This window comes from Pseudomonas sp. AF32, from assembly GCF_022342325.2.
GTDB lineage: Bacteria > Pseudomonadota > Gammaproteobacteria > Pseudomonadales > Pseudomonadaceae > Aquipseudomonas > Aquipseudomonas uvaldensis.
The window spans coordinates 16,712-30,881 of sequence record NZ_RQJK02000007.1 but is presented as its reverse complement, the minus strand read 5'-3'; the positions used below and the strand labels follow the sequence as shown (position 1 = coordinate 30,881).

The window sequence follows — 14,170 nt, the reverse complement described above, 5'->3', positions numbered from 1 at the left end:
CCCTTGCTCTATCCCCCTCGACCCGCTGGACGGGCTTCCAATAATAACAACGAGGTGTCCATGACTTTCTGCCCAGGCCATTCTCCGGCCCAATCCAGGGTGGCGCCATGAACCGGCCGCCACTGACCGTCGGCATCATCGCCAACCCCGCATCGGGTCGCGACGTGCGCCGCCTGACGGCGAACGCCGGGCTGTTTTCCAGCACCGACAAGGTTTCGGTCATTCAGCGCTTGCTGGCAGCCTTCGGGGCCACCGGCATCGAGCAGGTGCTGATGCCCACTGACATGACCGGCATCGCCGCCGCCGTCCTGAAGAACAGCCACAGCCGACAGGCCCGCAGCAGCCATTGGCCGGCCCTGGAGTTCCTCGACCTTACCCTGCGCCAGACGGTGGACGACACCCGCCGGGCCGCACGCCTGATGGCCGAGCGCGAGGTTTCGTTGATCGCCGTGCTCGGCGGCGACGGCACCCACAAAGCCGTGGCCGCCGAAGTGGGGGACATCCCGCTGCTGACGCTTTCCACCGGCACCAACAATGCCTTTCCCGAACTGCGCGAAGCCACCAGTGCGGCACTGGCCGGTGGCTTGTACGCCAGCGGCCGGGTCCCGTCGCCGATTGCCCTGCGGCGCAACAAGCGCTTGCTGGTATGCGACGCCGGTCGTGGCCTGCGGGAAATCGCCCTGGTGGACGTGGCCGTGTCGCCGCTGCGTTTTGTCGGCGCCCGGGCCATCAGCCGGGCACAGGACCTGGCGCAAGTCTTCGTGACCTTTGCCGAACCGCAAGCCATTGGCCTGTCGGCGCTGTGCGGTTTGTGGTTCCCGGTGTCCCGCCAGGCTCCGGGCGGCGCCTGGATGCGCCTGGACCCGCAGTCGACCGAAGCACTGTTGGTGCCCCTGGCCCCTGGCCTGCTGCAAGGCTGTGGTGTGCTTGCTGCCGGTCCACTGGAGCCGGGTGTCGCCCATGGCCTGGCGTTGTCCAGTGGCACCCTGGCGCTGGACGGCGAGCGGGAAATCGAATTCAACGCCAACGACCGACCCACGATCACCCTCGATGCCGGCGGTCCGTTGAGCATCGATGTCAACGCGGTGCTGGCCTACGCCGCGCAACACCGGCTGCTGGCTATCGGCCGCGAACATCCGCAACACCCCCTGAACCTTCAATACAGCCTTCAAGACACCCTCGGAGAATAAAAATGTCGACATCGCTTACCCACGATCAATTGCTGCACGCCTACCAGGTGATGCGCACCATCCGTGCCTTCGAAGAACGCCTGCATGTGGAATTCGCCACGGGCGAGATTCCCGGCTTCGTTCACTTGTACGCCGGCGAAGAAGCGTCCGCCGCCGGGGTCATGGCCCACCTGGGCGATGACGATTGCATTGCCTCCAACCACCGTGGTCATGGTCATTGCATCGCCAAGGGCGTGGATGTCTACGGGATGATGGCCGAGATCTACGGTAAGAAGACCGGGGTTTGCCAGGGCAAGGGCGGCTCGATGCACATCGCCGATTTCGAGAAAGGCATGCTCGGCGCCAACGGCATTGTCGGCGCCGGTGCGCCATTGGTGGTGGGCGCCGCGCTGGCGGCACGGCTCAAGGGCACCGACAGCGTCGCCGTGGTGTTTTTCGGTGATGGCGGTTCCAACGAGGGCGCGGTGTTCGAAGCCATGAACATGGCCTCGGTGTGGAACCTGCCGTGCCTGTTCGTCGCTGAAAACAACGGCTACGCCGAAGCCACTGCCTCCAACTGGTCAGTGGCTTGCGATCATATCGCCGATCGGGCCGCCGGGTTCGGCATGCCAGGGGTGACGGTGGATGGCTTTGACTTCTTTGCCGTGCACGAAGCCGCCGGGGCCGCCATCGAGCGTGCCCGGGCCGGGGAAGGGCCGTCGCTGATCGAGGTCAAGCTGACCCGTTACTACGGCCACTTCGAGGGCGATGCCCAGACCTACCGGGCACCCGACGAGGTCAAGCACTTCCGCGAGCACCAGGACTGCCTGATGCAGTTCCGCGAGCGCACCACGCGAGCCGGGCTGCTGTCGGCCGAGCAGTTGGACCAGATCGACAAGGAAGTGGAGCTGCTGATCGAAAACGCAGTGTACAAGGCCAAGTCCGATCCCAAGCCCGCGGCGGCGGACCTGCTCACCGACGTCTACGTCTCCTATCCCTGAACGCCTCCCTTAAAACAAGAACAGAGAATCCCATCATGGCGAGAAAAATCAGCTATCAGCAGGCAATCAACGAGGCCCTGGCCCAGGAAATGCGTCGCGACGCCAGTGTGTTCATCATGGGCGAGGATGTGGCCGGAGGTGCCGGCGCGCCCGGCGAAAACGATGCCTGGGGCGGTGTGCTCGGTGTCACCAAGGGCCTTTACGACCAGTTTCCCGGTCGGGTGCTGGACACACCGCTGTCGGAGATCGGTTACGTCGGCGCCGCGGTCGGTGCCGCGGCGTGCGGCGTGCGTCCGGTGTGTGAACTGATGTTCGTCGACTTTGCCGGCTGCTGCCTGGACCAGATCCTCAACCAGGCGGCGAAGTTTCGCTACATGTTCGGCGGCAAGGCCGTCACGCCGCTGGTGATTCGCACCATGGTCGGCGCCGGTCTGCGCGCAGCGGCCCAGCATTCGCAGATGCTGACGTCGCTGTGGACGCACATTCCGGGGTTGAAAGTGGTGTGCCCGTCATCGCCCTACGATGCCAAGGGCCTGCTGATCCAGGCGATTCGCGACAACGACCCGGTGATCTTCTGCGAGCACAAGTTGCTGTACGGCATGCAAGACGAGGTGCCCGAAGAGCTGTACACCATCCCCTTTGGCGAAGCGAATTTCCTGCGCGATGGCAAGGATATGACCCTCGTGTCCTATGGCCGCACGGTCAATATCGCCCTGGACGCGGCCCGCAGCCTGGCCGAGCGGGGGATCGATTGCGAAGTCATCGACCTGCGCACCACCAGCCCGATGGACGAGGACAGCATCCTCGAGAGTGTGGAAAAGACCGGACGTCTGGTGGTGATCGACGAAGCCAACCCGCGCTGTTCCATGGCCACCGATGTCTCGGCGCTGGTGGCGCAAAAAGCCTTTGGCGCGCTCAAGGCGCCGATTGAAATGGTCACCGCGCCCCATACGCCGGTGCCGTTCTCCGATTCCCTGGAAGACCTGTACATCCCCGACGCGGCAAAGATCGAGAGCGCCGTGCTCAAACTGATCGAGTGGAGCAAGCACTGATGAGCCGGATTCATACCCTGACCATGCCCAAGTGGGGCCTGTCGATGACCGAAGGCCGGGTCGATGCCTGGCTCAAGGAAGAGGGCCAGGCCATTGCCAAGGGCGATGAAGTGATGGACGTGGAAACCGACAAGATTTCCAGCAGCGTCGAAGCGCCGTTTTCCGGCGTATTGCGCCGGCAGATCGCTCGCCAGGACGAAACCCTGGCGGTCGGCGCCTTGCTCGGCATCGTGGTCGAAGGCGAGGCCAGCGACGCCGAGATCGATGCGGTCATCGAACAGTTCCAGTCCAACTTTGTGCCGGGCGACGCCGCCGATGAAGACAGCGGGCCGAAGCCGCAGAAAATCGAATTGGACAGCCGGGTGATCCGCTATTTCGAGCGCGGCGAAGGCGGCACGCCGCTGGTGCTGGTGCACGGCTTCGGTGGTGACCTGAACAACTGGCTGTTCAACCACGAAGCGCTGGCGGCTGGACGGCGGGTCATCGCCCTGGACCTGCCGGGACACGGCGAGTCCGGCAAAGCTTTGCAGCACGGGGACCTGGATGAACTGAGCACAGTGGTGCTGAGTCTGCTCGATCATCTGGACATCAACGTCGCGCATCTGGTCGGCCATTCCATGGGTGGCGCCGTTTCCCTGAACACCGCGCGGCTGATGCCTCAGCGGTTGCGCTCTTTGACGCTGATCGGCAGCGCCGGCCTGGGCCAGGAGATCAACGGCAGTTATCTGCAAGGTTTTGTCGACGCGGCCAATCGCAACGCCCTCAAGCCGCAACTGGTGCAGTTGTTCTCCAATGCCGAGCTGGTCAACCGCCAGATGCTCGACGACATGCTCAAGTACAAGCGCCTGGAGGGCGTGGACGCCGCGCTGCGCCAGCTGTCGGCGACGCTGTTTGCCGAGGGGCGCCAGCAGATGGACTTGCGCGAAGTGGTCCAGGCCGGACACGTGCCGACGCTGGTGATCTGGGGCAGCGACGACGCAATCATACCGGCGACTCACAGCCAAGGGCTGGCGGCACGGGTCGAGGTGCTACCGGGCCAGGGCCACATGGTGCAAATGGAAGCGGCCGAGCAGGTCAACCGGCTGATTCTCGAGTTCATTCAACAGAACTGATCAAGCGGGCGACGACCGGGTCGTCGCCCCAAGCCTTCTGGAGGCAACGTCATGAACGTTTCAACCACACCTACCCGTAGCATGCGCGCCGCTGTCTGGCACGGTCGCAACGATATCCGCGTCGAGGATGTGCCACTGCCCGTATCGCCGCCCGCCGGCTGGGTGCAGATCCGCGTGCAATGGTGCGGCATCTGCGGTTCCGACCTGCACGAGTACGTGGCCGGACCGGTGTTCATTCCGGTAGACGCGCCGCACCCGCTGACCGGTATCAAGGGCCAGTGCATCCTCGGCCATGAGTTCTGCGGCGAAATCGTCGAGCTGGGTGCCGGTGTCGAGGGCTTCAGTGTCGGCGAGCCGGTGGCGGCCGACGCCTGCCAGCACTGTGGCACCTGCTATTACTGCACCCACGGGCTGTACAACATCTGCGAAAACCTGGCGTTCACCGGATTGATGAACAACGGCGCGTTCGCCGAGCTGGTGAATGTCCCGGCCAACCTGCTCTACAAATTGCCAGCCGGTTTCCCGACCGAGGCCGGTGCGTTGATCGAGCCGCTGGCGGTGGGCATGCACGCGGTAAAAAAGGCCGGCAGCCTGTTGGGCCAGAACGTTGTGGTGGTGGGCGCCGGCACCATCGGGTTGTGCACCATCATGTGCGCCAAGGCCGCTGGCGCGGCCCAGGTGATTGCCCTGGAAATGTCCAGTGCGCGCAAGGCCAAGGCCCTGGAAGTCGGCGCCAGCCATGTGATCGATCCGAACGAGTGCGACGCCCTGGCCGAAGTCCGGCGTCTGACCGACGGTCTGGGCGCGGACGTCAGCTTCGAATGCATCGGCAACAAACACACCGCCAAAGTGGCCATCGACCTGATCCGCAAGGCCGGCAAATGCGTGCTGGTGGGCATTTTCGAAGAACCGAGTTCATTCAACTTCTTTGAACTGGTCTCCACCGAGAAACAGGTGCTCGGCGCGCTGGCGTATAACGGCGAATTCGCCGACGTGATTGCCTTCATCGCCGACGGGCGCCTGGACATCTCGCCGTTGGTGACCGGGCGAATCCAACTGGAGCAGATCGTGGGGCAGGGCTTCGAAGAACTGGTCAACAACAAGGAACACAACGTGAAGATCATCGTGTCCCCCGCACGGGTCTGAACGCGGCGTCAGTGGGGCGATTGGCGATGGCCGGCCGGGGCCATCGCATTTTTTACAGGTTTCAACCGGAAAGATAATCGCGCCAGACACGTTCTTCGTCGAGCGACAGCTGTTGCTCCTCTTGTTGCCGAAACACACGGTCGCAGTCGAGAAAGAACTCGTCGAGCTGGGGTGGCTTGACAGGCGTACCGCTGAGCATCGTGTGCACCTGGCCACGGTGATGGATCTGGTGTTCGAACAGGTGCAGGAGCAGCCGGTCGATGCGTTCACGCACTACGGCGTCGATGCGCACCAGCTCGACGGATCGGGCGAGATCCGACGTCCGTAGCGTCTCGCAGAAGCTCACCAGTCGCTGATCGGTGCGGGTCTGCTCCTGCCTGAGCCGGGGGAATGCCAGCATCTCGGAAAAGTCCCTGAACTGACCGTCACGATCGCCCTCCAGGGCGGTGAGGTAATAGCGATCCACTTCCAGGATGTGGCAAAGCGTGGCTTGGATGGACGGGAAGAACCCCGTGCGTTGGGCCACATAGTCGGCTTCGCTCAGTTGCGCGCAGGCGCTGAGCAGCCTGTGATTGGCCCATCGGTTGTTCAGAGCTTGGGCCAAGAAATAATTCATGGGAAGCCTCCCTGTCATGGCCGCCACAAATCCTGTGGGAGCGGGCTTGCTCGCGAAGACGGCGGCACATACAGCATAGTCTTGCCAGACAGACCGCTTTCGCGAGCAAGCCCGCTCCCACACAGGCCTGCATATTTCTAGGGGGAGGTCCTAAAGCCCCACATCCGGCAACACCGGCCGGTTCGCCATGGCCTTGGCCATGATCTGCTCCACATACACCCGATCCTCTTCCGGCAAGGCCAGGCGCGGTGGACGGGTGAGGGCGCTGCCGCGGCCGGCGATGGCTTCGCACAGCTTGATGCACTGCACCAGGTCGGCGCGGGCGTCCAGGTGCAGGATCGGCATCAGCCATTCGTAGATCGGCATCGCTTCGGCGAAACGGCCGGCGCGGGCCAGGCGGAAGATGGTTTCGCCTTCCTTCGGGAACACATTGGACATGCCCGAGACCCAGCCCTCGGCGCCGACGGCCAGGCTTTCGAGCACCACGTCGTCGAGCCCGGCAAACAACACGAAACGGTCACCCACTTCGTTGCGCACGTCGATGAAGCGCCGGGTGTCGCCGGACGAATCCTTGAAGCACACCACGTTGTCGCAATCGGCCAGGGAAATCAGGATGTCCGGGGTCACGTCGTTCTTGTAGATCGGCGGGTTGTTGTAGACCATCAGCGGTACGTCGGCATGCCGGGCCACGTAGCGGAAATGCTCGGCGGTTTCGAACGGTTTGGAGCCATAGACCAGCGCCGGCATCAGCATCACACCGTCGACACCGACCTTGCGCACGGCATTGGCGACCTTGGCCGCTTGCACGCTGGTGAACTCGGCCACGCCGCAGATCACCGGCACCCGGCCACGGGAGGCGTCTACCGCCACTTCGGTCACGGCGATTTTTTCGTCGGCGCTCAAGGACGTGTTTTCCCCCACCGAACCGCAGACCACCAGGCCGGATACGCCGTCACGGATGACGTTGGAAATCACCTGGTGGGTTTTTTCCAGGTTGATGGAAAAGTCATCGTTGAATTGGGTCGTGACGGCAGGGAACACGCCGCTCCAGTTGATGCGTTTGCTCATGGGTTGTCTCCGATTGCTAATGGTTTGTGGCGAGGGGATTTATCCCCGCTGGGCTGCGAAGCAGCCCCCTGGATCGGTCTGACGCACCGAGTTGTCAGGTTTTGGGGCCGCTTCGCGACCCAGCGGGGATAAATCCCCTCGCCACAGGGGTGAGTGAAATTCGGGATGCTCATGCGCCGGGCCAGGTATCCGAGAGCCGATAGCCTTGCGGCCACGGGTCAGCCGGATCCAGCAGCAGTTGGTGGGTCCCGGTGATCCACGCCCGGCCGGCGATGCACGGGTAGATCGCCGGGCGTCCGGCCACGTCGGTCAGCGAGTCGATACGGCAGTGGAATTCGGAGCCGATGATCGAGCGTCCGATAAAACGATCTCCTACCTGCATCTTCCCTTTGGCCTGCAGCACCGCCATGCGTGCCGAGCAGCCGGTGCCGGTGGGCGAGCGGTCGATCTTGCCGGGCCGGATCACCACGGCGTTGGTGCCCGTGGCGATACCGGCTTCGTGCACGATGGGCGCGGCGATCTGGCAGAAGGAGATATGTGACCACTCGGGATTCAGCGGATGCACGAAACCCAACTGTTCATTGGCGGCTCGGGTGATCTTCATGCCTGTAGCCACCAGGTCCGCCGCTTCGTCGGGACGAATGGCAAAGCCCAGGCCTTGGGCGTCGGCAATGACGAAGCTGTCGCCGCCGTAGGCCGTGTCCACCCGCAACGACCCCAGGCCCTCAACTTCGATCCAGGCATCGAGGCGGTCGGCGAAGGAGGGCACGTTCTTGACTTCTACCCGTTGCACTTTGCCGTCGTGGCAATCGGCGACCGCTTCGATCAGCCCCCCCGGCGCTTCGAGCACCAGGTGCGTCCGGGGTTCGGTCATCGGCAGGATGCCGCTGTCCAGCAGCACGGTGGCGACACACAGGGAGTTGGAACCGGACATCGGCGGCGTGTCAGCCGGCTCCATGATGATCCAGGCCATCTGCGCCCGTGGGTCCTTGGCCGGCACCAGCAGGTTCACATGGCGGAACACCCCGCCACGGGGTTCGTTAAGCACGAAGTTGCGCAAGGTCTGGTCCCGGGCGATCCAGCGCGACTGCTCCCACACCGTGGCGCCGGGCGGTGGGGCGACGCCGCCGACGATGACATCGCCGACTTCGCCTTCGGCGTGGCAACTGACTATGTGAATGATCTTTGATGAGCGCATGGGGTGATCCTTGTGTTGTCTGTTCGGGCGTCATCGCGAGCAGGCTCGCTCCCACAGGGGACGATGCCGCACCTGAATCCCATGTGGGAGCGAGCTTGCTCGCGATAGGGCCATCAGCTATTTCACTGACCTGAGAAACGCCGCCGTCTCCGGCAGCACAGGGTTGCCGATGACCTGCTCCGGCGGTCCGATTTCATGGACCCGGCCGTTGCAGAAGAACGCCACCCGGTCGGACACGTCGCGGGCAAAGCGGATCTCGTGGGTCACCAGCACCATGGTCATGCCGTCTTCGGCGAGCATGCGCATGGTGTCCAGCACTTCGCCCACCAGTTGCGGGTCCAGGGCCGAGGTGGCTTCGTCGAACAGCATGTAGTCCGGTGACATTGCCAGGGCCCGGGCGATGGCCATGCGCTGTTGTTGGCCGCCGGAAAGTTTTCCGGGAAACGCCTTGAGCTTGTTGCCCAGGCCGACGTGTTCGAGCTGACGCACCGCCAGGGCTTCGGCTTCCTGCTTGCTCTTGCCCAGCACCTTGCGTGGCGCCAGCATCACGTTCTCCAGCACGGTCAAGTGAGGGAAGGCGTTCCATTGCTGGAAGACGATGCCGATCTTCTGCCGCAGGTGATTGAGGTCCGTGGCGCGGTCATGGACTTCGATGCCGTCGACGCGGATGCTGCCTTTCTGGATCGGTTCCAGGCCGTTGATGCACATCAGCAGCGTCGATTTGCCGGAACCCGAGCCGCCGATGATCGACACCACTTCGCCCTTGTCCACCGTCAGGCTCACGCCCTTGACCACTTCCAGATCGCCGAAGGATTTGTGCACGTTTTCGATCTCAATCATTTTCCTGCCACCTTCTTTCCAACCGTGCGCCGAGGCGGGCGACCACCAGGCTCATGACGTAGTAGATGAGGCCCGCGATGCACAGCACCAGCAGGGGTTCTTGAATGCGCGTGACGATGGTTTGCGAGGCGCGCAGCAATTCGACGATGCCGATCCACATCACCAGAGCGGTGTCTTTCATCACGCCGAGCACCAGGTTCAGCCAGCCGGGAAAGGCCACCCGCGTGGCCATCGGCAGGACGATGAAACGCAGGTCCTGCAGGTAACTCAGGCCCAGGGAGCGACTGGCGCGCCGCGTGCCGAGGGGCACCGACAGCACGCCGCCACGGACGATTTCGGTGAAATACGCCGCCGCGTAGATTCCAAGCACGATGCAGCCGACCGCAAAGGCGCTGAGGTTCAGCCCGGCGATGCTCTTGAAAGAGTTGAACAACACGAACTGGATCAACAGCGGCACGCTGCGAAACACATCCAGCACCCAGGCCAGTGGCAGGCTGGCCCTTGGCGCCAGTGCCCGCAGCAGGCCGAACAGCAGCCCGGCCAGGCTGCCCAGCAGGATCGACCATGCGGTCAGTTGCAACGTGACCCAGGCCCCTTCGAGCAGGAACTGCAGGTCGTTGACGGTAAGGCTTGTGGCAAACATGACGGGCCCTCAGTAACGATGCTTTTAATAACGAAAGAGCCGCCAGGACAGCAGCCGGGCCAGTCCGACGATCGATTTGGCGATCAGGTAATACAGCACCGCCGCGAGGGCGAAGTATTCGAAGGTGCGGAACGTCTTGACGTTGTATTCCTGGGTCACACCGGTGAGGTCGTTGTTCAGGCCGACCACGACCCCCAGCGACGTCATCAACACCGCCCAGACCATCTGGTTGGTCAAGGGATAGAACACGATGCGCAACAGCTGCGGGACGATGATCATCCGGTAGGCCTGGAACGCACTCATCCCCAGGGAACGCGCCGCGCGCATCTGTGTGCCGGGCACGGCCTTGAGGCCGCCGCGAAAGTTCTCCGCCAGATAGCCGGCGTTGTTGAAGGTGATCCCGGCCAGCAGCGCCAGCCATGAACTGACGTGCAACCCGAGGGAACCGAGGCCGAAGTAGAGGATGTAGATCTGGAACAGCGAGGGGGTATTACGGGCGATGGAAACCCAGCCGTTGCCCACCCCGCGTAGCAATGGGTTGCGCGCCTGGCGCATGACCGTCAGCACCAGGGCGATCAGCACGCCGAAAATCATCGACAGGGCCGCGGTTTCGAACGCCACCCACGCCCCGGCCAGCATATCGGGCAGGGCACGCAGGGCGGGGCGCCACTGGAAGCTGTAGTCAAACATGGGATCTGTTTCCTGGGCGAGTGACAGGGCGTAACCACATCGGCGGCTGGCCGCTGGTGGTGGCGGTGCATGCCGCCTCGACGCATTCGGCGAGGCTGGCGAAGTGCACGCCGCGGCCCACCAGGCCCGGCGCGTAATGGGCGAATTTGCCGGAGTTGGTCATCAACGTGGTGGCCTGGGGCGGGATAACGGGTTCGCCCAACATGCACCAGCAGGTGTCGGTGACCAGCGTTGCGCCGAAGGCTTCGAGGGGCGCCAGATGCCCGCCGGCGCGGGCCTGTTCCAGTACCGCTCGACCGCAGGTGATCGCCAGCATCACCTGCGAATGTTTATGTCGACCCGCGCACAGCTTCGCCAGGGCCGCGAACTCGCTGAGGGAAAAGTGTGGGTTACCCAGGGAAACCACATCCACATGGTTGTCTCGGGCATTGTTTAACTCGCGCCAACTGGCAAGCAGGCCCGCGATATCGACGTTTTTGACCGGCAAAACCGGGTCCCATGTATCCGGGGCGAGGGCTTGCGGGGTTACCCCGGCGATGTGAAACAGCGGCGCGGCGCTGGTGGTGGCGAACGCGGCACCGAAGGCTTTCAGGTCGTCCAGGCTGGGGGCGGCGTGTTCCAGGCCGCGAATCAGTGGGATGTTCCGGCCCGCCAGGTGACCGATGTGGTAGCCCAGCAGCGGATAGAAACTGTCGTCGACGGCGCCCAACACGGGCACCTCGACGATCAATCCGGCCTTGCGCCGGGCGTCCAGGTGACAGCCGGCCAACGGTGCGCGACCGCACAATGCTATGCAGATGTCGAGGAAGTCCGGGTATTTCTGGGTGCGTGCGCCGAGGACGCTGTTGGCGTAGACCACCGCATTGGATTCGGCCCAGACGATTTGCTCGCCGGCCTTGGGAGCGGTGTCGAGCAGGTAGGGTGCACAGGTGAAACTCATCTGCGCGCCCATCGCCATATAGGCGTCGCCCAGGGCGCTGGCCGGCTCGCCCAGGGCCGGGTCGACACCTAGCTCCCGCCAGCGACGCTGGTCCACGGAAATGGCATTGAGGGTGGTGGGTACCCGTACCTTCGCCCCCCATTGCACCAGTTGTTCGGCAAACCGCAGGCTCGCCGGGCCGGTGTAGATACAGCCGTCGATATGCGCCTGGGTCACGTCCAGCAGTTGTTCCGCGCCCTGGATGGCGGCCATGCGCAATACGATCTGCATCGCCACCTGGGCAGCCTTGCCATGGGCCCCGTCGAGCAACCTCCGATCCTGCTCGGTGAGTTGAACGTCCGTCGGAGGGGGCGATGACAAGGTACCGTCGGTGCCTTGCCAACCATCGTTGGGACGGCGCCCGGACAAGGTCACAGCGTTCCCTTCGATGCGCACGAAGCCCTGGCCGCGCAATCGGTCGAATGCCTCGCGACCGACGCACACGACCGGCAGGGTACGCTGGAAAATCACTTCTGCCACGAGCACGCCCAGGGTCAGGATTTCGTCGGCTTCGGCCAGCACCAGAGCGGCAGGCGCGTGACCGTTGCTGATCAGCTCCATCATCACGCTGCTGCCGGTACAGGAGCCGCGCCCGCCGGGAATCGCCAATACGCGAGCGCCCAGCCGTTCGCCGCTCAGCGGATGGTGACGGTCGATCACCTCGCCGGTGGCCGGGTCCACACCACCCCAGAAACTCAGGCCTACATCGGCGAAGAGCAGGGTGCCCTGGGCGGCACCCTCCACCAGACAGCGACCTTCGACGCGGACAGGCGTGCTTGGCATGCCCCGATCCTCAGTAGTAGACCTGGGGAACGGTCAGGCTGGTCGGCGCAATGTCGGTGCCGACCCATTTGGTGAACAGCTCCTTGTACCGGCCGGTGCGTACCTGCTGATTGATGAAGAGATTGAGGTAGTTGATCAGGCCGTACTCGCTGCGCTTGGCACCGAGGGAGACGTAGTCGATGACGTAGGGGGCGTCGCCGGCGATTTTAAGATTTTTGTACTTGCCGGATTTGATGGTCGCGGCCGCCACAGTGTTGGTCACCACGGTTGCATCGATGTGCCCCTGGGCGACGGCCAGCAGCGTGTCGTTCTGCGACTGATAAGCCCGGAAGCTGCCGCTGCCCCAGCTTTTCTGGTCTTTTTCCAGGGCGATGGCCTCGTAGGTGCCGCTGGTGTTGCCCAGGGCCTTGCCCTTGAGGTCGGCGAAGCTGTTGATGCCGGTGTTGTCGCGGGTCAGCACCACCATCTGGAAGGCGAAGTAGGGCACGGTGAGGCCGACGGTCTTGGCCCGTTCGAGGGTGTCGGAGGTCGATGCGACGATCACGTCGGCGCGGCCGGAGATGAGCGCCGGGATCCGGTCGGGAAACGGCGTTTCCACGACTTCGGCCTCCACGCCGAGCACTTTCGCCAGGTCGTTGCAGTAATCCACGTCGAAGCCTGCCGGCTTGTTGCTTTCATCCCGAAAGCCCATGGGCGGGAAGTCCAGGGTCACGGCACAACGCAGCTTGCCGGAGCCGATGATGTCGTCGAGCTTGTCGGCATGTGCCGGGGAGATGAAGAGGGGAGTCAGGACAACGCTTAACGCTACGGCCAATGCAGGGTTCTTCATAAGTGCCTCGCTGTCGAATGGGTGCGTTGAATATCGTAGTTAGGATTTCGTATACGATATTAAATAAGCAATCAGCGTGCCTGTTCGGTGTTTTACCGCTCGCTGTGTTTAAGTCATTGATAGTTAAGGCACCGCCTCGAATGGTCGCCCAGCCGCATCCAAGCCTGTTTCATCGCAGTGTTACAGATAGGAGCAAGCACGCCGCCGATGCCTCGCAAGGGAACAGGCTACCGGTGCTGGTTCTCGCGAAACTGGCTCGGTGAAAGGCTGGTCAGCGCGCGGAACTGGCGACTGAACGCGCTGTGGTCGGTGTAACCGCAGCGCAGGGCGATCTCGGTGATCGGCAGGTGTTTGTCCAGTAACAGCCGCGAGGCTTCTTCCAGTCGAGCCTTGTGAATCATTTGCCGGGGCGTGAGCTGGAAGATGCGTTTGCAGTGACGTTCCAGCTGCGCCACCGACAGCCCGGCGATGGCGGTCAGTTCGGCGAGGCTGACCGGGCGGGCAAAGTGCTGTTTGATGTGGGCGTCGACCGCCGCCAGCTTCTGGAACGCCGGGTCTGCGGAACGGGGCAATTGCAAGTCCCTGGAAATGCCGGCGAGGCCAACGATCCGTGCATCGGCGTCGTGCAGGGCGAGTTTGTGAGTCAGGCACCACACCGGCTGGTTGCCGTAGTACAGGTGCAGCTCGAGTTGATCGGCCAACTCCCGACCGCTTGCCAGGACTCGTCGATCCTGTTCGGTATACAGCGGGCCGAAGCGCTCGGGAAATACCTGCTCGGCGGTGAGGCCCAGCAGGTCGCCGCTGTGCTTGAAGCCGCAGCGTCGGGCCAGGGTCTGGTTGACGAAGGCGTAGCGGGCTTGCTGGTCCTTGATGAAAAACACCACGTCCGACAGGGTGTCCAGCAGCGGGGCGATGGGTTGCAGGCTGCGCAGCAGGGTGTCGAGATCGCAAGGAGGGAAAGCGGTGAGCGAAGGGTACATGGGCCGGCAGCGCCTTTTGTAGGAGCGAGCGGGGTCGCGATGGCGCAGTGTCATTCGAAAAATG

General features: G+C 63.4%; 14 protein-coding genes. 5 read left to right on the top strand and 9 right to left on the bottom strand.

Translation table 11 applies throughout. The features are described from left to right. Positions 1–107: 107 nt before the first annotated feature. The 5 genes from EGM97_RS08705 to EGM97_RS08685 all read left to right on the top strand — a co-directional run bounded on the left by EGM97_RS08705 (position 108) and on the right by EGM97_RS08685 (position 5,480). On the top strand, positions 108–1,190 hold the full coding sequence (locus tag EGM97_RS08705) for an ATP-NAD kinase family protein (RefSeq protein ID WP_238963196.1): 1,083 nt from the start codon (positions 108–110) through the stop codon (positions 1,188–1,190). A 2-nt stretch (positions 1,191–1,192) separates the two neighbouring features. Then, the gene (locus tag EGM97_RS08700) at positions 1,193–2,170 is read left to right on the top strand and encodes a thiamine pyrophosphate-dependent dehydrogenase E1 component subunit alpha (protein ID WP_238963195.1); all 978 of its coding nucleotides are present in this window, start codon (positions 1,193–1,195) and stop codon (positions 2,168–2,170) included. A 35-nt stretch (positions 2,171–2,205) separates the two neighbouring features. Further along, entirely contained in the window at positions 2,206–3,222 is a 1,017-nt protein-coding gene (locus tag EGM97_RS08695) for an alpha-ketoacid dehydrogenase subunit beta (protein ID WP_238963194.1), read from the top strand. Then, positions 3,222–4,334 carry an acetoin dehydrogenase dihydrolipoyllysine-residue acetyltransferase subunit gene (locus EGM97_RS08690; protein ID WP_238963193.1) on the top strand — a complete coding sequence of 371 codons (1,113 nt, stop codon included), beginning with the start codon at positions 3,222–3,224 and terminating at the stop codon, positions 4,332–4,334. The genes EGM97_RS08695 and EGM97_RS08690 overlap by 1 nt, the downstream gene beginning before the upstream one ends. Positions 4,335–4,415: 81 nt before the next feature. Next, positions 4,416–5,480 carry a 2,3-butanediol dehydrogenase gene (locus EGM97_RS08685; RefSeq protein WP_238963553.1) on the top strand — a complete coding sequence of 355 codons (1,065 nt, stop codon included), beginning with the start codon at positions 4,416–4,418 and terminating at the stop codon, positions 5,478–5,480. A gap of 61 nt (positions 5,481–5,541) precedes the next feature. Here EGM97_RS08685 and EGM97_RS08680 read toward each other — a convergent pair whose 3' ends face one another. From EGM97_RS08680 to EGM97_RS08640, 9 genes are all read right to left on the bottom strand, one after another. Further along, positions 5,542–6,096: a DinB family protein gene (locus EGM97_RS08680; RefSeq protein ID WP_238963192.1), complete on the bottom strand. Its 555-nt coding sequence runs from the start codon at positions 6,094–6,096 to the stop codon at positions 5,542–5,544. 150 nt (positions 6,097–6,246) lie between these two features. Further along, entirely contained in the window at positions 6,247–7,164 is a 918-nt protein-coding gene (locus EGM97_RS08675; RefSeq protein WP_238963191.1) for a dihydrodipicolinate synthase family protein, read from the bottom strand. A gap of 169 nt (positions 7,165–7,333) precedes the next feature. Further along, positions 7,334–8,362 (bottom strand): trans-3-hydroxy-L-proline dehydratase, encoded by a 1,029-nt coding sequence (locus EGM97_RS08670; RefSeq protein WP_238963190.1) that lies wholly within the window; start codon positions 8,360–8,362, stop codon positions 7,334–7,336. Positions 8,363–8,479: 117 nt separating this feature from the next. After that, a complete protein-coding gene (locus EGM97_RS08665; RefSeq protein WP_238963189.1) occupies positions 8,480–9,202 on the bottom strand; it encodes an amino acid ABC transporter ATP-binding protein in 723 nt (240 codons plus the stop codon). Next, positions 9,195–9,845, bottom strand: a complete 651-nt coding sequence (locus EGM97_RS08660; protein ID WP_238963188.1) for an amino acid ABC transporter permease — start codon at positions 9,843–9,845, stop codon at positions 9,195–9,197. Before EGM97_RS08660 ends, EGM97_RS08665 begins: the two co-directional genes overlap by 8 nt. A 24-nt stretch (positions 9,846–9,869) precedes the next feature. Further along, complete coding sequence (locus tag EGM97_RS08655; RefSeq protein ID WP_238963187.1) at positions 9,870–10,535, bottom strand: amino acid ABC transporter permease; 666 nt, start codon at positions 10,533–10,535, stop codon at positions 9,870–9,872. After that, the gene (lhpI, locus tag EGM97_RS08650; protein WP_238963186.1) at positions 10,528–12,297 is read right to left on the bottom strand and encodes a cis-3-hydroxy-L-proline dehydratase; all 1,770 of its coding nucleotides are present in this window, start codon (positions 12,295–12,297) and stop codon (positions 10,528–10,530) included. The genes EGM97_RS08655 and lhpI overlap by 8 nt, the downstream gene beginning before the upstream one ends. Positions 12,298–12,307: 10 nt before the next feature. Further along, positions 12,308–13,126 (bottom strand): ABC transporter substrate-binding protein, encoded by an 819-nt coding sequence (locus EGM97_RS08645; RefSeq protein WP_238963185.1) that lies wholly within the window; start codon positions 13,124–13,126, stop codon positions 12,308–12,310. Positions 13,127–13,353: 227 nt separating this feature from the next. Then, entirely contained in the window at positions 13,354–14,106 is a 753-nt protein-coding gene (locus tag EGM97_RS08640; RefSeq protein ID WP_238963184.1) for an AraC family transcriptional regulator, read from the bottom strand. Between the last annotated feature and the right edge of the window lie 64 nt (positions 14,107–14,170).